This window comes from Sphingobium sp. EM0848 (assembly GCF_013375555.1).
GTDB lineage: Bacteria > Pseudomonadota > Alphaproteobacteria > Sphingomonadales > Sphingomonadaceae > Sphingobium.
The window spans coordinates 637,348-658,087 of the sequence record NZ_JABXWB010000001.1; the positions used below are offsets into that span (position 1 = coordinate 637,348).

The window sequence follows — 20,740 nt, forward strand, 5'->3', positions numbered from 1 at the left end:
GGCTCTGGCGATTGGAAGGTCGGCCGGTACAGTTGATGGGCTGTAAGGCCTGTTGGACAGACCGGCTGCGGCATGGGGGGAATGGGCGCCACGGGGAGTGTGGGCAATGCAGAAGCCATTTCAGACGATAGACTATCAATGCCCCGCTCCGCATGTCGTGCGGATCGTGCTGGATCGTCCCGCGCACCGCAATGCGCAGGACACGCGGATGCTCTACGAACTCAACGAGGCATTCGACCGTGCCGCGCAGGATGACGAGATCAAGGTCATCATCCTGGCTGCGACCGGTCCGCATTTTTCCGCCGGGCACGATCTGCGCGAACCGGACAAGGAGGAGGCGATCGGGCGTCACCGGACTGTCGGAACCTGGTGCGGCTTCGCCTGCGACGGTGCGGAAGGGCAGATGGCGCGTGAAAAGGAAATGTATCAGGGGCTGTCCGAACGATGGCGCAACATCGCGAAGCCGACGATCGCGGCCGTCCAGGGCCGCTGTATTTCCGGGGGACTCATGCTGGTCTGGCCATGCGACATCATCGTCGCGGCGCAGGATGCGCAGTTCATGGACAATACTGTCGCCATGGGCCTGAACGGCGCGGAATATTTCGCGCATCCATGGGAACTGGGATTCCGCAAGGCGAAGGAGATGCTGTTCACAGCCGATTTCCTCAGCGCCGACGATGCCCATCGGCTGGGAATGGTGAACCATGTCGTTCCCGTGGGGGAACTGGGAGGCTTCACGCTGAACCTGGCGCAAAGGATTGCCCGCAAGCCGCTATTCGCACTGAAGCTCGCCAAGGAAAGCGTCAACAATGCTCAGGATGCACAAGGCCGCAATGGTGTCATGAATGCGGCGTTCGGCCTACATCAGCTGGCGCACAGCCACAACAAGCTGAAATTCGGCGTGTCGATAGATCCTTCGGGAATCGATCCGGCCATGCGGGGAAAGGTGGTGCTGCCCGGTCTGGCGGATGTGCCGGACTGATCGTGGCCGTCGCGTTTTCATTATCTATGTGATGAAGATGCGCCAAGACGCCGGGAAGGGCTTAGTGGTCTTTCCTCGGGCGTCCAGGCGTGAAAAACTCCTCACAATTTCAACCGGCCTGGCAAAAGCCGCAATGAATGGGAAGCGGATGTCACTTGAGAAGCTGTTTGCGCCCTGTACGATCAAGGGGCTCGATCTGAAGAACCGCATCGTCATGGCGCCCATGACCCGGTACAAATCGCCCGGCGGCATATTGAGCGACGAGATGAAGGCCTATTATGGCCGCCGCGCGCGCGCCGATGTCGGCATGATCATATCCGAAGCCACCGGGATCGACCGCGCCTGTTCGCTCAATCATCCCGACGTGCCCCGATTTCATGGCGATGCGGCGCTGGCCGCCTGGGCCGATGCGGGCAGAGACGTTGCATCGGCGGGATGCGTGATGGCGCCTCAACTATGGCATGTCGGTGCGGTCAATGCGGGACAGCCCAAGGGATGGGCGCCCGAACGGCCCTATGAAAGCCCTTCCGGTTATCTGGACGCAAAGCACAAAAATGGCGTGGCGATGAGCGAGGAGGATATAGCGGACGCCGTGGCGGCTTATTCGCAGGCCGCCGTCGCCGCCCGGGATGCAGGCTTTCCGTGCCTGGAACTGCACGGCGCCCACGGCTATCTGATCGATCAGTTTTTCTGGGACGTCACCAATCGCCGGGAAGACGCCTATGGATCGAAGGACCTGCCCGGTCGGGCCCGTTTCGCTGCGGAGGTGTTGAAGGCGGTTCGCCAGGTCGTGGGTCCGGACTATCCGATCATCCTGCGCCTGTCGCAATGGAAGCAGCAGGATTATGGGGCCAAGCTTGCCGCCACGCCGGAGGCTTTGGACAAATGGCTCACGGTGCTGATGGATGCCGGCGCCGATATCTTCCATTGTTCCCAGCGCCGCTTCTGGGAGGCGGAATTCGAAGGGTCTCCGCTCAACTTCGCGGGCTGGGCGAAGAAGCTGACCGGCGCACCTTCCATCACCGTGGGCTCGATCGGCCTGCACGGCGACATGATCGCCACCATAACCCGTTTCGAGGGCGCTGCCTTGGCGTCGCTGGACGAACTGCTGGAACGTCTGGACCGGGACGAGTTCGACCTCGTGGCGGTCGGGCGGGCGCTGATCCAGGACCCGCTCTGGGCGACCAAGGTCAGGGAAGGGCGCGATTCGGAACTGCAACCGTTCGACGCCGCATCGCTCGCGTCGATATATTGAAGGCGTAGAACGGCGATGCTCGCGCAGGATTTGGCAGGCAAGACGATACTGGTGACGGGCGGCACGTCCGGCATCGGGCTTGCCATTGCCGCCCGGTTCGCCGATGCTGGCGCGCACGTGCATGTCACGGGCACACGCGCCGCCACCAGCGATTATGATGTCGACCTCAGCCGTTTCCGCTTCCATAGCTGCCGGCTGGAACGGCCGGAGGACCGGGAGGCGCTGTTCGACGGCGTCGGGTCGCTCGACGTGCTGGTCAACAATGCGGGAGGTTCATCGCCGGACGAGTATCAGCTTGAAAATTTCGCGGCGACCCTGAACCTCAATCTGGTTGCCGTGATGGATCTGTGCGTTCGCGCGCATGCCGTTCTGACAAAGCCTGGTGGCGCCATCGTCAACATCGGTTCCATCGTGTCCTTTCTGGCGAATGACCGTTCGCCCGGTTACACCGCCGCGAAATCTGGATTGCTGGGGCTGACGAGGGCGCTGGGCGCGCGGTGGGCGAGTGATGGCGTGCGGGTCAATATGATTGCGCCCGGCTTCATCGCGACGGACCTGTTCGCGGCGCATTTCAAGGGGCAGCGTGCCGAGAAGGCGATGCAGCGCATCCCCTTCGGCCGTTGGGGCGAACCGCGCGAGATCGCCAGTGCGGCGCTGTTCCTTGCCTCGGACGCAGCTTCCTATATTACCGGAACATCGCTGACGATCGATGGCGGGGCCATGTTGCGCTGACCTGGGGCGCGAAGCGTCAACGCGTGGCGGTCGCCCGCCCCAGCGCCGCGAAGCTGGCCAGCGTGTCCTGAATGCCATGCGCGCTGGCCGAAGCGGCATTGCCGCGGCGGAATCGGCCCAGCACCCCATGTGCAATGGCCGCGAACCGAAACATGTTGACGACAAGATAGGGCGTCAGGTCGGGGATCGCGGGACGACCCGTGGCGGCGCAATAGGCTTCCACATACTCCTCCTCGCGCATCAGGCCCATCGCCGCGAGGTCCTGCCCGGCAAGCCCCCAATGCACGGTCGGCGGCGCGCGGAACATCATGACGTGATTGGCGAGGTCCACCAGCGGATCGCCAAGCGTGGACAGTTCCCAGTCCAGAACGGCGCTGATGCGTGGTTCCACCGGGTCGAAGATCATATTGTCGCACCGATAGTCGCCATGGACGATTCGGGCCGGGCCGCCTTCGGGGATATTGTCGTGCAGCCAGTCGGCCAGATAATCCATGTCGACCAGACGCCCGGTTTCGGGATCGGCTCTGTATTGTTTTGACCAGAGCGCGACCTGCCGCTCGAAATAGCCGGTCGGGCGGCCATAGTCACCCAGCCCCACTGTTTCGGGATCGATCAGGTGCAGGCGCGCCAGCGTGTCGTTCATGGCCAGCATGTGATCGGCGCGGGCGGATCGACCGACATCGCGGAACATTCCGTCCCAGAAGATGCGGCCTTCCACCAGGTCCATCACATAGAACCAGCTGCCGATGACGGCGTCGTCGGTGCAAAGGGCGCGGACAGTGGGCACCGGGAAGTCGATGGCGCCCAATGCGCGCATCACTCGCGCCTCGCGATCCACGGCATGCGCGCCCTTGAGCAATGCTCCGGCTGGTTTCCGGCGCATGACGTAGCGGGCGGACGGCGTTTCCAGCCGGAAGGTCGGGTTGGATTGGCCGCCTGCAAATTGCGTGACGGTCAAGGGACCCTGAAATTCCGGAACATGCGCGCCGAGCCAATGCGCCAGTGCCGCCTCGTCGAAACGGGCATTGCCGCGCACAGCGACGACGGGCGTGTTCATGACGGATCGTTGCCGGACTGTTCGGGGCCTTCGAGCGCGAAAGGCGGATCACGCCACCATGGATAGAAATCCGGCATGTCGCTCGACACCCGCATCGGGAAGTCGGCCGGCCGCTTTTCCATGAAGGATGCGACGCCCTCTCGCGCATTCGCGCTCTGGCTGAGATAGAGGGTCGCCCGGCTGTCTATCCGATGCGCCTCCATGGGATGCGCCATGCCCAACCCGCGCCAGAGCATCTGGCGTGTGAGCGAGACAGAGACCGCCGCCGTGTTGTCGGCGATTTCGCGCGCGATCTTGCGCGCGGCGTCGAGCAGCTGCTCATCCGGGTGGATGCTCTGCACGAGGCCGCCTTCGAGCGCCTCCTGCGCGCCGAATATGCGGCCGCTATAGCACCATTGCAGCGCGCGGGAGATGCCGACTACGCGGGGGAGGAACCAGGAGGAGGCGGCCTCCGGCACGATGCCGCGCCGCGCGAAGACAAAGCCGAACCGCGCGCTCTCGCTCGCCAGGCGGATGTCCATGGGCAGGGTCATGGTGGACCCGATGCCGACAGCAGCGCCGTTGATGGCGGCGATGATCGGCTTTTGCAGGGCGAAGATGCGCAGGGTCAGCCGGCCGCCGCCGTCGCGCGCCGCCTCGCTGTCATAGTTGAAACTGCCATCGGCATGCCGCGCTTCACTCTTGCCGGAGGCCATGAAGCCATCAGCCCCTCCGGACAGGTCGGCGCCCGCGCAAAAAGCCTTGCCCGCGCCAGTGACGATCACCGCCCGCACGGCGTCGTTGGCATCGATCCGGTCGAACACCTCGATCATTTCCGACATCATCTGGCCGGTAAAGGCATTCATCCTGTCGGGCCGAGACAAGGTGATGATGGCGATGCCATCGGCGAGCGCATAACCTATCGTTTCGAACTGCATATCCTCTCCCATCGCTTCCCGGCGCCGTGACCGCGCGGCCCGGCCGTTCAGTCTTCGAATATCGGCATGCGCCCCGCCATTCCCGCCGCGACCGCCTCGCGATGGTGCGCACCCTCCAGCAACGCGATCTGTTCCGTCGTTTCCCGGCGCAGGACCCTTGCCGGATCGGAGCCAGCGCCAGCGTCTAGCAGCCGCTTGGCGGCGCACACGGCGCTGGGGCTCATGCTTGCAATCTGCCCTGCCAGCGCCAGGGCGGCGTCGAGCGGATCGATCTCGCTGCGGGTGCAGATGCCCAAACGCACGGCTTCATCGCCGTCGAATTCGCGCGCGCTGAACAGAAGCTCGGCAAGCCGGTCCCGTCCCGTCATGGCCGGCAGCAGCAGCATGCCCGCCATGTCGGGCACCAGACCCCATTGCAGTTCCCTGATTGACAGTCGCGCCGCAGGCGCGACGAGGCGGATATCCGCACCCAGGACGAGTTGCAGGCCGCCGCCAAAGGCGACCCCATGGATCGCGGCGATCACCGGCACGGGCAATCGGCGCCATTGCAGTACGGCTCGCTGGGGAAGGTTGGCGCCGTTGTCGTCGCGATCCTCCAGTCCCAATGATGTGGGACCGGCCTGTAATGCTTCAAGGTCGATCCCTGCGCAAAAGCCGCGTCCTTCGCCGGACAGGACCACCGCCCGACAATCCGTGCGCCCTTCCAGTGCCTGGGCTGCGGCCACCAGTTCCTCAAGCAGCGGCGCCGTGATGGCATTCAGCCGGTCGGGGCGGTTCAGCGTCACATGCGCGACATGTCCGTCCCAGCGAGTGCGCACCAAAGTCACGGTCAGCCCTCCAGGCTGCGCGCGATCAACAGCTTCATGACTTCGCTGGTGCCGCCATAGATGCGCTTGACCCTAACATCCTTGTACATTTGAGCGATGGGATATTCGTTCATATATCCATAGCCGCCGAACATCTGCTGACAGGTGTCGACAATCTGCTGCGCGCGTTCCGACACCCAATATTTGGCCATGCTCGCGGTCGTCGCGTCCAAAGTGCCGTTCATATAGCGCGTGATGCAATCATCGACGAACGTCCTGGCGATCACGGCCTCGGTCTTGCACTCCGCCAGCTTGAACTGCGTGTTCTGGAAATCCAGCAGGCGCTGTCCGAAGGCCTTGCGCTCGCGCACATAATCCAGCGTGACAGAAAGGGCGGCTTCTATCGTCGCCAGGCTTTCAATGGCGATGATGAGCCGTTCCTTGGACAATTGCTGCATCAGCATGCGCATGCCCTTGCCTTCGCCGTCCGCGCCGCCGATCAGGTTGTCGGCCGGCACATGGACATCGTCGAAGAAGAGTTCGGACGTGTCGCCCATCTCCACGCCCACCTTGTCCAGATTGCGGCCGCGCCGGAAGCCCTCTGCATCGCGGGCTTCCACGACGAAGAGGGAGATCGCCTTGCCGCCGTCTTCCCGATCCGTTTTCGCGGCGACGATGATCAGGTCGGCATGCTGGCCATTGGTGATGAACGTCTTTTGGCCCGAAATCCGATATCCATTGCCGTCCTTTCGCGCTGTGGTGCGAATGCCCTGAAGATCGGACCCGGTGCCGGGCTCGGTCATGGCGATCGCGGCGATATATTCGCCCGACGCCAGTTTTGGCAGCCATCTGCGCTTCTGTTCCTCTGTGCCGTAGGTCGCGATATAGGGCGCGCAGATCGCATTGTGGAGCGGGATGCCGAAACCGTCCGCGCCGGCCCCCGTCATGCGGCGGATCAACACCGCCTCATGTCGGAAGTCGCCGCCAGCGCCCCCATAGCTGGCGTCGATGGAAATGCCGACTAAACCGGCCTGCGCGGCTTCGGACCATGCAGCGCGCGGCACGATGCCGTCCTCGCGCCATTGCGCCAGCCGTTCGGGCGCAAGCTTGTCTTCGACATAACGGCGTACGCTATCGTCGAACATGACGATTTCATCGTCCATCCAGGCTGCGGGTTCGGTGAATAAATCGGTCGGCATCGTCTTTTCCGCTATCCAGTCCTTGTTCGCCAGGGCGTTCCTCAGTCGACAAAATCTTCCACGCACTCGATGATGATCGCCGGGGCCATGCCGCCAGCCGCGCACATGGTGGCAAGGCCGTAGCGACCACCGGTGCGTTCCAACTCGTCGACCAGCGTCCCGATCAGGATCGCGCCCGTCGCTCCGATGGGATGGCCCAGCGCTATCGAGCCGCCATTGACATTGACCTTGGCGCGATCGAGGTCGAGGTCCCTGATGAACTTCTCGGCCACGATGGCGAACGCCTCATTGATTTCCCAAAGGGCGATATCGTCTTTCGTCAGTCCGGCCTTGGCGAGAACCTTCTTGGCGGCGGGGACCGGTGCGTTCAGCATCAGCGTGGGGTCATCCCCCATGTTCGCCGTCGCCACTACGCGGGCCCGAGGCTTCAGCCCGTTTTTGCGCGCATAGTCCTTCGAGGCGAGCAGGACGGCCGCCGCGCCGTCGACGACGCCCGAACTATTGCCCGCATGGTGGAAATTCTTCACTTCCACATCCGGATAGCGGCGATTGATCTGGGAGCGGAAGGTGTCGCCCTTTTCGTTGAAGGCATAGTCGATCAGCCCCTCAAAGGCGGGCTTCAGCTGCCCCAGCCCCTCGGCCGTCGTCTCGGGCCGCGGATATTCCTCCTTGTCCAATACGACATTGCCCGCGTCGTCCAGCACCGCCACGACAGACTTGTCGAACCGGCCTTCGGCGATGGCTTGCGCGGCGCGGCGCTGGCTTTCCGCTCCAAATGCGTCGAGCGCCTCGCGGCCGATGCCTTCGATGCTGGCGATGGCGTCGGCGCAAATGCCCTGATGCGATTGGGGATGGCGTGCGTCGAGACGCTCGTTATAGGAACCCATCAGCGTCATGGGCAGGCCGGCGGCGACCTCTTCCTTTTCGCGGGCGCCCGTGAAGCTCATCATCTCCGTGCCGCCGGCGATGACGCAATCTTCCATCCCGCTCATGATCTGGGCGGAAGCAAGGGCGACAGTGCTGATCCCGCCGCCGCAGAAACGGTCTAGCGTCATGCCCGAAGCCGATACGTCATAGCCCGCGTCCAGCGCGGCCATGCGGCCCAGATCGCCGCCCTGCTTGCCCTTCTGCGAGGAAGTGGACCAGATGATGTCATCGACCGTGCTGGTGTCCAGTCCGTTCCGTTCGGCAATCGCCTTGAGACAGGTGGCCGCCAGATGCTGCGGATGCAAATTGGCCAGCGCGCCCTTGCCAACCTTGCCGATCCCTCGCGGGGTGCGAACCGCGTCGATGATATATGCGTCAGTCATATCCGCTTCTCCATATCATGGGGCGCAGGCGCGGCATCCCATCGTCGCGTCAGGCCATTTGCAACAGAAGGCTCAGATGCTTCGTTCGCCGGCAACGCTAAAGAAACCGCGTCGGCATTCCGGAGCCTGTCGATACCAGCCTGTGGCAAGTGTTTGCGGCGTTGGATAGCCCTCCATGTATCGATCACCAGTATAATATCTTTCCCGACATCTTCACCTGGGGCCTTCTTCGCGAAACGTTACGCAGCGACACCCAGCCCAAAAATGGAGAGGAATCGGCAGGTATGAAGGCATTGGTTAGCAACTTGCCCGGCGGACCGGACACGCTTGAGATCGTCGATCTACCGGAGCCGTCGGTGGGACCGGGCGAATTGCGCGTGCGGGTGGTCGCCTGCGGCATCAATTATCCCGACGTCCTTGTCATCGAGGATAAATATCAGGCTCGGCCCACCCGGCCCTTTTCCCCCGGCGCGGAGTTTTCCGGCATTGTGGATGCTGTGGGCGAGGGCGTGGAAGGTTTCGCGCCAGGGGACCGAATCCTGGCGGCCGGCAGGTTCGGCGCTCTGGCCGAGCTTGTCGTCATCGACGCGGTGCGGTGCCATCATCTTCCCGACACGCTGTCGTTCGAGACCGGCGCGGCCATCCAGTTCACCTATGCGACATCCTATCATGCGCTCCAGGACCGGGCACGGCTTCAGCCGGGCGAGACGCTGTTCGTCATGGGCGCGGCCGGGGGCGTGGGGCTGACGGCGGTGGAGCTTGGCCGTATGATGGGCGCAACCGTGATCGCCGGAGTGTCCAGCGAGGAAAAGGCGCAGGCCGCGCGGGCGGCCGGGGCGCACGCGACATTGATATATCCGGCGGGTCCGCTCGACACCGAGGCGCAGCGCGCCTTCAGCAAGGCGATCCGGGAAACGGCGGGCGGCGACGTGGACGTCGTCTATGATCCGGTGGGCGGTAGCTTCGCCGAACCGGCGCTGCGCACGCTCGCCTGGGAAGGTCGCTATCTGGTAATCGGATTTCCTGCCGGGATTCCGAACATCCCGCTCAATCTGACACTGCTGAAGGGATGCCAGATCATCGGGGTCTTCGCAGGGGCCTACAGCGAACGCTTCCCGGATCGCTATCGGGCGATGGTCGATGAACTGATCGAAAAGGTCGCCAAAGGCGAATTGCGACCCGTGATTTCCAACGTGTTCCCGTTGGAGCAAGGAGGTGCGGCCATTGCCGAGCTTGCCGATCGGAAGGCGAAGGGCAAAGTGATCGTTCGCGTTGCAGCACAGCCATAGGATGTTCACGCGCAGGCGCAAGCGATGCCTTTCGTGTCGAATGGCCCGATGAAGCGACCTGTTTTGGAGAGGAAGAAATTGGACAAGAATCTTGATGATTTCCGCAGGGGCGCACGCGCCTGGCTGGAGGAAAACTGTCCGGCGTCGATGCGCGAGCCGGTGCGGGACGAACGCGATTTTTGCTGGGGTGGGCGCAACTGGCGCTTCTCCAGCCCGGATCAGGAAGTATGGCTCAGGCGGATGAGCGAAAGGGGCTGGACCGCGCCTGAATGGCCCAGCGCCTATGGCGGCGGCGGCCTGACGACGGCGCAGAGCAAGATCCTGCGCGAGGAGATGGCGCGGATCGGCGCACGATCGCCGCTTTTCTCCTTCGGCCTGTCGATGCTGGGGCCGGCCCTGCTGAAATATGGCACGGAAGATCAGAAACGGCGTTTCCTGCCGGAGATCGTGCGTGGAGAAATACGCTGGTGCCAGGGATATTCGGAACCGGGCGCTGGATCGGATCTGGCTTCGCTCAAGACGCAGGCGCGGCAAGAGGACGGGGCGTTCGTCGTCAATGGCCAGAAGGTCTGGACATCCTATGCCGACAAGGCCGACTGGATATTCTGTCTGGTCCGTACCGATCCTGATGCGCCCAAGCAGTTGGGCATCAGCTTCCTGCTGTTCGACATGACGATGCCGGGCGTATCCACGCGCCCCATCAAGCTGATTTCCGGACTGTCGCCATTTTGCGAGACGTTTTTCGACGATGTGCGGGTTCCGGGCGACCAACTCATCGGGACGCTCAACCGGGGCTGGGACGTCGCCAAATATCTGTTGGCCCACGAGCGGGAAATGATTTCCAGTTCGTCTGTGCTCGGCAATATCCGGCCGGTCGGTCCGCAACTGGCGCCGCAACTGGCGCGCAATCCGGTGCGGCGTGCGCGCGCGGCGATGCTGGATGTCCGCATCCATGCCTATGCCGCCTGTTCGGAACTGTTTTCCGCCGAACTCAAGAGCGGCGCCGCCCATCCGGCCAAGCCGTCGCTGATGAAATATCTGGGGACCGAACTGAACAAGAGCAGTCAGGAGATGATCGTCTGGGCCGGGGGCATGGCCGCGCTGGAATGGGACAGCGTAGCATCCGATGGCGGCCATGCCGCGCGCCGATGGCTTCGGAGCAAAGGCAATTCCATCGAGGGCGGCACGAGCGAGATCCAGCTCAACATCGTGGCCAAACATATCCTCGCCCTGCCATCCAGCTAAGGAATTTTTGCATGTCATTACTTCTCAGCGAAGATCAGACTTTGCTGCGCGACAGTGCAGCGGGCTTTGTCGCGCAGCACTCCCCCGTTTCGAGGGTCCGTGCATTGCGAGACGATCTGGTTGGCTATGACAAGGCGCTCTGGAAGACGTTTGGCGACATGGGCTTTTCGGGTCTGCTGTTGCCGGTCGAGGCCGGTGGATCGGGTCTTGGCCATTCCGAGATCGCCATAATTCAGGAACAGATTGGCCGGAACCTTTGCGCATCGCCATTTCTGGCAACCGCTGTCGGCGGAGCGATGACCCTTGCCGCGGCGTCCGGCGCAGCGGCGGCCGGATGGCGCAGCGCGATTGCGGAGGGAAGCATCTGCATTGCGCTGGCGATCGATGAGGACGGTTCTGGCGATCCTGACGCCGTGCGGACCGTGGCGGTGAAATCGGGGGAAGGCGTGCGTCTTACCGGCCGCAAGACCGCTGTGATGTGGGGCGGCGATGCGGACCTTCTGCTGGTGCTCGCGCGGGATGGCGAGGGCGATCACCCGCGTTTCTACGCGGTCGATCCGGGTGCGAAAGGCGTCACCATCGGCAAGGCGCGCCTTGCCGATGGCGGCATGGCGGCGCATATCGACTTCGATACCGTCGACCTGTCCGGCGACGCCCGGATCGACGGCCAGCCGCCTGCGCAAGATATTCTTGACGCCTGCGCGCTGGCGGCTGCGGCGGAACTTTATGGGGTGGGCATGACGGCGTTCGAGATGACGCTGGGCTATCTGAAGGAACGCAAGCAGTTCGGCGCGACCATTGGCAGTTTCCAGGCCCTTCAGCACCGGGCGGCCCATCTGCACGGTGAACTGGAACTGGCGCGCGCGGCGCTACGCCGGGCGCAGTTACTGTTCGATGAGGGCGCGGAAATTGGCGTCGCAGCCAGCGTCGCCAAGGCGATGGCGGGTCTTGCGGCCGATCTTGCGGTTCGCGAAGGCGTGCAGATGCATGGCGGTATCGGCATGACCGACGAACATGACATGGGCTTGTTCATGAAACGCGCGCGCATCCTCAACACGCAGTTCGGCGATCCCGATTACCACGCCAATCGTTGCGCGCTGCTGAGCGGTTACTAGCGCGGTTTCGATTCAGTCGATGCGGCGGCCTGGAAGAGCGGCTGCCGCATCGTCGTGAAAAGCCCTGCCTCCTTATCGTCCGCTGAAGCGCGCCGGCCGTTTTTCCATGAAAGCATTGACGCCTTCGGAAAAGTCGTCGGTCTCGCCGGCGATCTTCTGAATACACCTTTCTTCCAGCAGGGCGGCTTCATAGTCGTCGTCGACGGCCTTCCATCCGAGCTTCCGGATATAGCCAAGCGAACGGGGGCCTTCCGCCAGCCTTTTCGCGAGCGAGATCGCTTCGGTCATCAGCACGTCCGGCGTGACGACGCGATTGACGAGACCCCAGGACAAGGCCTGCGCCGCACCGATCTTTTCGCCCAGAAGCATCATCTCCATCGCGCGCGTCCGGCCGATGGTGCGCATCAGAAGGTGGCTCGACCCGCCATCGGGCACCAGCCCGATTCTCGAAAATGCCTGAAGGAAATAGGCATCTTCGCTGGCGACGATCAGGTCGGCGGAAAGGGCGAACGCGCATCCGACACCCGCCGCGGGGCCATTGACCGCCGCAATCCACGGAATGTCGATGTCCCGCAGGCGCAGCAGCAGCGGATTGATGTGCGTTTCAAGGATAAGACCGGCATCGATCTTTTCTCCCGGCTTCACGCTGAGCGCGCTGCCAAGGCCCGCGCCGGAGCAGAAGGCCCGGCCTTCGCCCGTCAGGACGATGGCGCGCGCTTCCTTTTCCAGCCGATTGAAGGCCTGACCCAGGGTGGTGATGATATCGCCGGTAACGGCATTGAGCGTCGAGGGATCATTGAAACTGATGACGCCGACGCCATCGCGAATGTTCACGAGGATCTTGCTGTCGGACACATTATTCTCCTGTTTATTTGGCTTCGTTAAGCTCGTCGGCGCCGGCCCAGCACCAGAATGGGGCGTATCGAGCTTGTGGCGATCGTGCGCGTTCAAGATGGAATGTCAGGTTGCGAATTCTGTCGACGCCGAAGAACATCGCCTTCCCCAGGAAGAATGTCGGCGAGCCGAAGGCGCCGCGGGCAATCGCCTCGTCGGTGAGCGCGCGCAGTTCTTGCTTGACCCGTTCCTCGCCAAGCATGTCGCGAAAGGCCAGCGGGTCCATGCCGACGTCGGAGGCAAGATCGCCCAGAACCGCCGGGTCGGCAATGTCGCGCCAGTCGCGATGATAGGCTTCGAAGAGCTTGCGCGCATAGGGGATGAGCAGATTCTGGCGTGCCGCGACAATGCAGCTGCGCATCGCCTGAACCGAATTGACGGGATGGAAGGGCGGCGGAAAGCGGAACTCGATTCCGGTCATGTCCTGCCATTGTCGCAGATCTGCGCGTCCCCAGGTGACCTTGGCCGGCACATTTTCCCGAACATGATAGACGCTGGGATTGACGGCGTTGAATATTCCACCGGCAAGAACCGGCTTGTAATCGATTTGAACGCGATAATGCCGCGACACGGCCTCGATGGTTTCGAAAGCCAGATAGGTCCAGGGGCTGGAACAGTCGAAATAGAAGTCGATGTTGGTCATACCGGTCGCCTTGACGCTTCGATCAGTTTTTGGCGCGCGGCCTGGGCTTCAACGCTGTTGACACTGGCTATGCCGGCGCCAGCGGCGAGTCCGCGCTGCACGGCCTCGCGCTGGCGCACGAGCGCGAACCAACGGGCCACATGGGGGAAGCGATCCATTGGAATCTGTTGTTTCTTGTGGGTCATGACCCAGGGGAAACAGGCCATGTCGGCAATGGAATAGTCGCCGCAGATAAAGGGGCCAAGCCTTTCCAGCTGCGTGTCAAGAACGCCGTAAAGCCGGACGACCTCATTGAAGAAGCGTTCGGTGGCATAGGGCGCCGCGCCGGGCGCGTAGAGAAGGAAATGGCCATTCTGCCCGGCCATCGGACCAAGTCCGGCCATCTGCCACATCAGCCATTGCATCACCGCCGCGCGTTCGCTGACGCCAGTGGGGAGAAATCGCCCGATCTTGTCCGCGAGGTAGAACAGGATCGCGCCGCTTTCAAAAAGCGATATCGGATCGTCACCCTCGATCGGTGCATGGTCCACAATGGCCGGAATGCGTCCATTGGGATTGATCGACCGGAATGATGGGGAATCCTGGTCGCGCTCACCAAGGCGCATCGAAACGATATTATAGGGCAACTCCGCTTCTTCGAGAAAGATCGAGACCTTCCAGCCATTGGGCGTGGGGGCGTAATAAAGATCGATTGGATGCTCGCCTTGCCTGACAGGGCTTGGTCCGTTTCGCATGGGTCCTCTCTTGCGGATCGGTTTCCGGCGTCCAACTGAATGCCGTCTCTCGCTATTCTGTGTGATATTGAAGGTGCAGCTGCGCATGGTGGCTGTCCAGCGCGTGGAGGCTCTCGCCTATTGACAACGCATATGTGATGAATCTGGCATATGCATCATAAGTTCGATTGCGCGCATCGTACTGACGATGCAGGATGCGTGAAAATATAGGAGAGATGAGATGCTGGAGCAAAATGCGCTCGTTACAGCGTTGCCGGAAAGCCAGGTCGCCGGGGGCGCGACGGCGCTCTCGGACAAAGTCGTCAAATCCGCCGGTCGTGCGCTTCAGGTGCTGGAGTTGTTCGATATCCTGCAACGGCAGGCAAGCGTAACGGAAATCTCGCAGCTTTTGGGATATCCTCAGTCCAGCACATCCATGCTGCTTCGCAGCCTGGTCGAAATGGGCTATTTGCGATTTGACAGCAGCAACCGGAAATATATCACGTCCAGCCGAACCGCCATTCTCGGCAAATGGGCATCCAGCGAACTGGTCGGAGACGGTGGGCTGACCCGGTTGATGTCGCGCATCAACCAGCGGACCGGCCAGGCCGTCGTGCTCGCGATGCGCAATGGCCTGTATTCGCAATATGTTCATGTCATCCAGGCGACCGAGGCTGTCAGGCTGTTCGTCGTCCAGGGTTCCTTGCGCAAGCTGGTGCGATCCGGCACTGGCTATGTTCTTCTTGCCTCCCTGTCGGACCAGACCATCAAGGGTTTCGTGACGCGTTCCAATTCCGAACGCGCCGAAGGGGAGGAGCCGGTCGCCTATTCGGAATTGCTGGCGCGGATCGATGAGGTGCGCAAACGCGGCTATGCGATGACGAACAGCCTCGTGACGCCGGGCGCAGGCATGCTGGCGATGAAGCTGGGTAATCCCGCGCCGCTGGCCAATGATCTTCCCTATGTAATCGGCCTGGGTGCGGCCGAACATATTCTGCTTGAAAGGCGCGATGAGTTTCTTGCGATCATGCAGGAAGAGTTGAAGGCCGCAACGCATCGGTCCGACCTGCACTGAACTGGGAACTGTTGTGGCGGTGCGCCTTTCGACGCATCGCGCAACAAACGTTCAGCCGGGCAAATCCAGCCATTGCTTGGCAAGAATGTTGCGCTGAACCTCACTGGTGCCCCCGAAGATGCTGGCGGGCAGGGACATCATCAACATCTGCCGCACATCGATTGCGCCGTCGGCAGTTGCAATGACGCCATCCAGGGCGCGTTCATCGACCAGTTCAATGATCTGCGCGGTCAAATATTGTAACAACTCGGCCGCCGTGACCTTCAGGATCGAAAGATCGGCATCGACCGGGGCGCCGGAAATCATATTCGCGGTTGCAATGCGAAACAGACAAGTCAGTTCATGAATTCGCAGCGCGGCGTCGGCTTCGACATCATGATAATGCGGATCGTCTTGAAGCCCGAGCGTCGTTGCGAGGCGGCGAAGCGAGGCGAAGGCGAGGCGTGCCAGGGCAGGGCTTGCGACCGAAAGCCGCTCGAAGCCTAGCAGCGACTTGGCGATCGTCCAGCCCTTGCCTTCCTCGCCGACGCGATTGGCGACCGGAACGCGTACATCGTCGAAGAATAGTTCACAAAATTCGGCATAACCGACCAGCGTCTCGATAGGACGGATGCGGATGCCGGGGGTCGCCAGATCGATCAGCAGGAATGTGATGCCTTCCTGCTTCCGTCCCGCGTCGCTGGTGCGCACGAGCGCGAAACAATGGGTCGCGTGGTGCGCGATGGACGTCCATATCTTTTGCCCGTTGACGATATAATCGTCGCCGTCCCGGACCGCCCTGGTCCGCAGGCTCGCCAGATCGGAACCGGCATTGGGTTCGGAATAGCCCTGGCACCAGACATGTTCCGCGGAAAGAATGCGCGGCAGATAGAAATCCTGCTGTTCCTTCGTGCCATAGCGGATCAGCGTGGGCCCCAGCATGGTGACGCCCATGTCATAATATCGGGCAATCCGGTGACGTTCATATTCCTCGGCAAGGGCAATCTGTTGATCGACCGAAAGCCCCGCACCGCCAAATTCCTTGGGCCAGCCGGGCGCCGCGAGCCCCTGCGCATTCCGCAGCCGGTGCCAGGCCCGTGCCTCTTCCGCCACGATTCGGTCGAAAGGGCGGCGGATCGCCGGCGGACAACCCCGCTGAAGCCAGGCGCGTATTTCCTCGCGGAAAAGATCGTCAGGCAGCGCGGCCCAATCCCGTGCCATTTTCAGTCATCCTTTGTGAGTGCGAGGGTCGCAAAGCGGCGTCGCTGGTGGCGTTCGCCGCCAAGCCAAGGCGTCAGCCCGATCGCGGCGGTCAGGTAAAGGCCTGCATCCGCTTCCTGCGTGTAACCGATCGCGCCGAGTATCTGAATGGCCTTCCGGCTGACCAGAAATGCGGTGCCTGCACTGCTCGCCTTCGCCGCAGCGACCGCCGCGTCCGCCGAAGGCAGGTCGCGATCAAGCGCGCGCGTCGCATGATCGATGGTGGCGGTGGTCAGCCTGACCCGCATGGCAAGGTCGACCAGCTTGTGTTGCAGGGCCTGAAAACTGCCAATGACCCGGCCGAATTGCTCCCGGGTTCGGGCATAGTCGGTTGCGATCTCCAATATCTTCTCGCTCATGCCGGCAAGATAGGCCGACAGCAGCACCGTGCCTTCCGTTATCGCCTGATCGAGCGCCCTGTCCGCCGCTTCGCCGACGAGCAGCAGCGCATCGCCCGGGATCTCGACATCGACGAAGTCCAGCGACGCGAACCGTCCGCCTTCGCGATGGTCGTGCGGCGTGACGGTGATGCCCGCCGCACCGGCCTGCACGGTGACGATGGCTGTCGCACCGTCGCCGTGCAGGGCCGACACCAGCAATATGTCGCAAGTCGCGCCATGAGGGACATTGAGTTTCCGCCCGTTCAGGCGATAACCGTCTTGTGCGGACTCCAGCCGGGTGGTGGGAGGCGCAGGAGCGGTCTGGGCGATGCTTTCCTGCCAGGCCAGCGTGGCGAGGTGCTGCCCCGACATCAGGTCCGACAAGAGCGCATCACTCCCGCAAGAGGCCAGGATCGCGGAGGGCATGAAGGCGCAGGCGATCAGGGGCTCGGGCAAAAGCGCGCCGCCAAAAGCGCGCACCATCGAGGCGGTCGTCGTCAGGGACAGGCCAACGCCGCCGCTGCCTTCGGGTAAGCGCGCGGTCAGCCATCCCTCCTCGGCCATGTGCGTCCAGACCGCCCGGTCATAGCCGGTCGGGTCCTTCAGCAGCATCCTGACCCGTGCGGGCGAGTGCCGGGCTTCAATGAAGCCGGCTATCGCTCCGCCGATCATGGCCGCAATTTCGCTGTCCTGGTCTGTATCAGTCATGAAGGCGCTCTTCAGGGTCGGCGGCACCGGAGCGGCGATCCCATGCCATGGGATCGCCGCTCCGACTCATTTGCTTGACGCGATTTCCTGACCGGCGATCAATTCCGCCTGCGGAAATCGTCTTAAAGCAGGTCAGCGGGGGGCCATGCGGATGGCGCCATCCAACCGGACATCCTCACCGTTGAAATAGCTGTTCCGGCACATTTCCACCGCCAGGCTCGCATATTCCTCCGGTGCGCCGAGACGCTTGGGGAAGGGGACGCTTTCGCCCAGCGCGGCCCGCACCTTTTCGGGCGCCCTGGCGAGCAGGGGCGTGTCGAAGATGCCGGGCAGGATGGTGTTGACGCGAATGCCCTCCGACATCAGGTCGCGCGCGATGGGCAGCGTCATGCCGACGATTCCGGCCTTGGAGGCGGAATAGGCGACCTGACCCATCTGGCCATCCTCAGCGGCGACGGAGGCCGTGTTGATGATGACGCCGCGTTCGCCGCCGTCGAGCGGCGGCAGCGTCATCATCCCGGCTGCTGCGCGGGCGATGCAGCGGAAGGATCCGACCAGGTTGATCTGGAGGATCTGATTGAAATCTTCCGACCTGAAAATCTTGATCTCGCCCGTTTCACGATCCCGGCTCGCCGTCTTTCCGGCATTGCCGCGCCCGGCGCACGCGATCAGGATGCGTTCCTGGCCGTGCGCGGCCCGGGCCTTGGCGAAGCCGGCATCGACGCTTTCATCGTCGGTGACGTCGACGCGGCAGAACATGCCACCGATCCGCGCCGCAAGCTGTTCGCCCAGTTCCTCGTTCAGGTCAAAAATCGCGACCTTGACGCCTTGGGCGCTCAAGGCGGCTCCAGTTGCGGCTCCCAGCCCCGAAGCGCCCCCGGTGATGACCGCTGAACAACCCTTCAATTCCATGGATAACTCCTGTTCCTGATCTTGATCAAAGCGCTTCGACAATCGTCAGATTGGCCAGGCCGCCGCCTTCGCACATCGTTTGCAGGCCATATCGTTTACCACGGGCGCGTAGGGCGCAAACGAGCGTGCTCATCAACTTGGTCCCGGATGCGCCCAGCGGATGGCCGAGCGCGATGGCGCCGCCATTGACGTTCAGGCGGCCCGGATCGGCGCCGGTCGCCTTCAGCCAGGCCAGAGGGATCGGCGCAAAGGCTTCATTGACCTCGAATAGGTCGATGTCGTCGATTTTCAGGCCGGTCCGATCCAGCGCCTTGCGCGTCGCGCCGATGGGCGCTTCGAGCATGATGACGGGGTCTTCGCCGACCAGGGTCATATGATGGACGCGCGCCAGCGGTGTCAGGCCATGATCGCGGACCGCCCGCGCGCTGGCGATCATGACGCCCGAAGCACCGTCGCAAATCTGGCTGGATGTCGCGGGCGATACCATGCCGCCTTCCTCGATCAGCTTGACCGACCCAATGCTGTCGAGATTGGCGTCGAATCGGATCCCTTCATCGACAATATGTTCTTTGGTGGCGCCATCGACCTGAATCGTCACGGGCACGATTTCGCTGTCGAACCGGCGCTCATTGGTGGCCGCAATGGCCTTCAAGTGACTTTCATAGCCGAACCGGTCGAGGTCGTCGCGAGTGAAGCCATGCTTTCGCGCGATCATTTCCGCGCCCTTAAACTGGGAGAAGACGATGCCGGGATAGCGTTCCTCCATCCGGGGGCTCTTGGGTTTGCCGAACCCGTTTTCGGCGGGAAGCTTCACCGACAGGCTCATGGGCACGCGGGTCATCGATTCCACGCCTGCCGCGATGACGACGTCCATCTGGCCAGACATGACGGTAGCTGCGGCGAAATGCAGCGCCTGCTGTGACGATCCGCACTGGCGGTCGATGCTGACGCCCGGCACTGATTCCGGCAGGCGGGATGCGAGTACGGCGTTTCGGGCCACATTGGTCGATTGTTCGCCGACCTGACCCACGCATCCCATGATCACATCCTCGACGGCGGCCGGATCGATGCCGGAACGATCCACCAGCGCGTCGAGCACGGTCGCGGACAGATCGGCCGGATGATATCCGGACAGGGCGCCGCCCCGGCGGCCTCCCGCAGTACGGCCGACGCTGACGATATAGGCTTCAGTCATGAGAGATGCTTTCTTGGATCATTGCGGTGGATGAGGCGTCAGTTCAGGTCGATGATGCGCGCGTCGCCGATGCTGGTGGCAAGGCCGACGCCATAGGCCGAAGAGGGAGACTGCCAGCCGGGACGGAAATCCCCGGCCAAGACCCGTCGCGCCACCTCTACGCCCGATTGCTGCGTATAGGTATATCCCGATAGCGTATCGATCAGCGAACGCGCCACCTGGCCATCGGCGCCCGTGACTTCGATCTGCACCTTGGAGCGTCCGGCATCCCTTTCTTCCAGGGAAGGACCTTCGGGTAGGTCAGCCGGGTCGATATGATCTTGGATCGCGCCCAGTTCAAACTGGAAATATTCGGTAATGTTCGCGATGCCTGTGGACTTGTATCCGGTGATGAGATCGCCCATCGGCATGGGTATGCATGTTTCCGGGCCATCGCCGAAATCCACGGCGATCGGAGCGGGCGCTTCATGCAGTTTCACGATCTCGCCGTGGCGCCGCGCGAGCGGTCCCAGTTGGGCGATCTCGCCAGCGCTGATCGCCGAACCGCGCGAAACGCCGCCGAAATGCTTCAGGGCTATGCGCATGTGGACTGGCTGTTCGACGCGGCGCGACGTGTGCAGGCCCAGGCAATCGCTGGGAATGACATCCCACCCGACGCCGGGCATCAGCATCACGCCGGCGGCTTCCGCCCGGGCGGACATCGATTCGGCCAGGGCATAAACGCCGAATTCGCCGGTGATGTCGAGATAGTGGGTTTTGGTCGAAATGCAGCCGTCCAGCATCTGCAAAGCGGTCTTGCTGAAGGGACCGGCGGCGTGGATCACAACGTCGACATCGACCAGAGCCTGATGCACGGCCTCCCAACTATCGAGGGAAAAGTTGACGCCCTTCACCCCGAAGCGTTCGGCGGCGGCGTCGACTTTGCTCCGGTTTCTTCCGGCGACCACGAAGGGAATGCCCAGTTCCGCGCATCGCTCACTCAACAGATTGCCCGTATATCCGGTCGCGCCATAGATCATCAGTCGCGCTGACATCGCAGTCTTCCTTATGCGTTTTTGAGTCTGTGCCGGGCCA

General features: G+C 62.6%; 20 protein-coding genes. 7 read left to right on the forward strand and 13 right to left on the reverse strand.

Translation table 11 applies throughout. The features are described 5' to 3' along the window. Positions 1–106 precede the first annotated feature (106 nt). The 3 genes from HUK73_RS03035 to HUK73_RS03045 all read left to right on the forward strand — a co-directional run bounded on the left by HUK73_RS03035 (position 107) and on the right by HUK73_RS03045 (position 2,969). Entirely contained in the window at positions 107–982 is an 876-nt protein-coding gene (locus HUK73_RS03035) for an enoyl-CoA hydratase (RefSeq protein ID WP_176590581.1), read from the forward strand. Between the two features lie 148 nt (positions 983–1,130). Continuing rightward, positions 1,131–2,237, forward strand: coding sequence for an NADH:flavin oxidoreductase (locus HUK73_RS03040; protein WP_176590582.1), 1,107 nt, complete (start codon positions 1,131–1,133; stop codon positions 2,235–2,237). Between the two features lie 15 nt (positions 2,238–2,252). Then, positions 2,253–2,969: an SDR family NAD(P)-dependent oxidoreductase gene (locus HUK73_RS03045; RefSeq protein WP_176590583.1), complete on the forward strand. Its 717-nt coding sequence runs from the start codon at positions 2,253–2,255 to the stop codon at positions 2,967–2,969. Positions 2,970–2,985: 16 nt separating this feature from the next. Here the strand turns inward: HUK73_RS03045 and HUK73_RS03050 are convergent, their stop codons facing one another. Genes HUK73_RS03050 through HUK73_RS03070 form a run of 5 tightly spaced genes read right to left on the reverse strand, consistent with a single transcriptional unit; the run spans position 2,986 to position 8,258 of the window. Continuing rightward, a complete protein-coding gene (locus HUK73_RS03050) occupies positions 2,986–4,026 on the reverse strand; it encodes a phosphotransferase family protein (RefSeq protein ID WP_176590584.1) in 1,041 nt (346 codons plus the stop codon). After that, positions 4,023–4,943, reverse strand: a complete 921-nt coding sequence (locus HUK73_RS03055; protein WP_176590585.1) for a crotonase/enoyl-CoA hydratase family protein — start codon at positions 4,941–4,943, stop codon at positions 4,023–4,025. Before HUK73_RS03055 ends, HUK73_RS03050 begins: the two co-directional genes overlap by 4 nt. A gap of 47 nt (positions 4,944–4,990) precedes the next feature. Next, positions 4,991–5,770: a crotonase/enoyl-CoA hydratase family protein gene (locus HUK73_RS03060; protein ID WP_176590586.1), complete on the reverse strand. Its 780-nt coding sequence runs from the start codon at positions 5,768–5,770 to the stop codon at positions 4,991–4,993. A 2-nt stretch (positions 5,771–5,772) separates the two neighbouring features. After that, positions 5,773–6,948 (reverse strand): acyl-CoA dehydrogenase family protein, encoded by a 1,176-nt coding sequence (locus tag HUK73_RS03065; protein ID WP_176590587.1) that lies wholly within the window; start codon positions 6,946–6,948, stop codon positions 5,773–5,775. A gap of 41 nt (positions 6,949–6,989) precedes the next feature. Then, positions 6,990–8,258, reverse strand: coding sequence for an acetyl-CoA C-acetyltransferase (locus HUK73_RS03070; RefSeq protein ID WP_176590588.1), 1,269 nt, complete (start codon positions 8,256–8,258; stop codon positions 6,990–6,992). Between the two features lie 284 nt (positions 8,259–8,542). Between HUK73_RS03070 and HUK73_RS03075 the strand changes: the two genes are divergently transcribed. The 3 genes from HUK73_RS03075 (at position 8,543) to HUK73_RS03085 (ending at position 11,907) form a co-directional block, all read left to right on the forward strand. Beyond that, a complete protein-coding gene (locus HUK73_RS03075) occupies positions 8,543–9,547 on the forward strand; it encodes an NADPH:quinone oxidoreductase family protein (RefSeq protein ID WP_176590589.1) in 1,005 nt (334 codons plus the stop codon). A gap of 78 nt (positions 9,548–9,625) precedes the next feature. After that, positions 9,626–10,792, forward strand: a complete 1,167-nt coding sequence (locus HUK73_RS03080) for an acyl-CoA dehydrogenase family protein (protein ID WP_255326174.1) — start codon at positions 9,626–9,628, stop codon at positions 10,790–10,792. An 11-nt stretch (positions 10,793–10,803) separates the two neighbouring features. Next, positions 10,804–11,907, forward strand: a complete 1,104-nt coding sequence (locus HUK73_RS03085) for an acyl-CoA dehydrogenase family protein (protein ID WP_176590591.1) — start codon at positions 10,804–10,806, stop codon at positions 11,905–11,907. A gap of 72 nt (positions 11,908–11,979) precedes the next feature. Here the strand turns inward: HUK73_RS03085 and HUK73_RS03090 are convergent, their stop codons facing one another. From HUK73_RS03090 to HUK73_RS03100, 3 genes are read right to left on the reverse strand one after another with little or no spacing between them, the layout of a single operon-like run. Next, a complete protein-coding gene (locus HUK73_RS03090; RefSeq protein ID WP_176590592.1) occupies positions 11,980–12,762 on the reverse strand; it encodes an enoyl-CoA hydratase-related protein in 783 nt (260 codons plus the stop codon). Positions 12,763–12,775: 13 nt separating this feature from the next. Further along, positions 12,776–13,444 (reverse strand): 2-hydroxychromene-2-carboxylate isomerase, encoded by a 669-nt coding sequence (locus HUK73_RS03095; protein ID WP_176590593.1) that lies wholly within the window; start codon positions 13,442–13,444, stop codon positions 12,776–12,778. Then, positions 13,441–14,178, reverse strand: coding sequence for a glutathione S-transferase N-terminal domain-containing protein (locus HUK73_RS03100; protein ID WP_176590594.1), 738 nt, complete (start codon positions 14,176–14,178; stop codon positions 13,441–13,443). The genes HUK73_RS03095 and HUK73_RS03100 overlap by 4 nt, the downstream gene beginning before the upstream one ends. Before the next feature lie 220 nt (positions 14,179–14,398). Here HUK73_RS03100 and HUK73_RS03105 point away from each other — a divergent pair, with 220 nt between their 5' ends. Next, positions 14,399–15,232, forward strand: coding sequence for an IclR family transcriptional regulator (locus HUK73_RS03105; RefSeq protein WP_176590595.1), 834 nt, complete (start codon positions 14,399–14,401; stop codon positions 15,230–15,232). Between the two features lie 51 nt (positions 15,233–15,283). Here HUK73_RS03105 and HUK73_RS03110 read toward each other — a convergent pair whose 3' ends face one another. The 5 genes from HUK73_RS03110 to HUK73_RS03130 all read right to left on the reverse strand — a co-directional run bounded on the left by HUK73_RS03110 (position 15,284) and on the right by HUK73_RS03130 (position 20,700). After that, complete coding sequence (locus HUK73_RS03110) at positions 15,284–16,432, reverse strand: acyl-CoA dehydrogenase family protein (RefSeq protein WP_176590596.1); 1,149 nt, start codon at positions 16,430–16,432, stop codon at positions 15,284–15,286. A 2-nt stretch (positions 16,433–16,434) separates the two neighbouring features. Then, on the reverse strand, positions 16,435–17,559 hold the full coding sequence (locus tag HUK73_RS03115) for an acyl-CoA dehydrogenase family protein (RefSeq protein ID WP_176590597.1): 1,125 nt from the start codon (positions 17,557–17,559) through the stop codon (positions 16,435–16,437). Positions 17,560–17,691: 132 nt separating this feature from the next. Then, complete coding sequence (locus tag HUK73_RS03120) at positions 17,692–18,471, reverse strand: SDR family NAD(P)-dependent oxidoreductase (RefSeq protein WP_176590598.1); 780 nt, start codon at positions 18,469–18,471, stop codon at positions 17,692–17,694. Between the two features lie 25 nt (positions 18,472–18,496). After that, positions 18,497–19,666: an acetyl-CoA C-acetyltransferase gene (locus tag HUK73_RS03125; RefSeq protein ID WP_176590599.1), complete on the reverse strand. Its 1,170-nt coding sequence runs from the start codon at positions 19,664–19,666 to the stop codon at positions 18,497–18,499. Between the two features lie 38 nt (positions 19,667–19,704). After that, positions 19,705–20,700: a trans-acting enoyl reductase family protein gene (locus HUK73_RS03130; protein WP_176590600.1), complete on the reverse strand. Its 996-nt coding sequence runs from the start codon at positions 20,698–20,700 to the stop codon at positions 19,705–19,707. Positions 20,701–20,740: the final 40 nt, after the last annotated feature.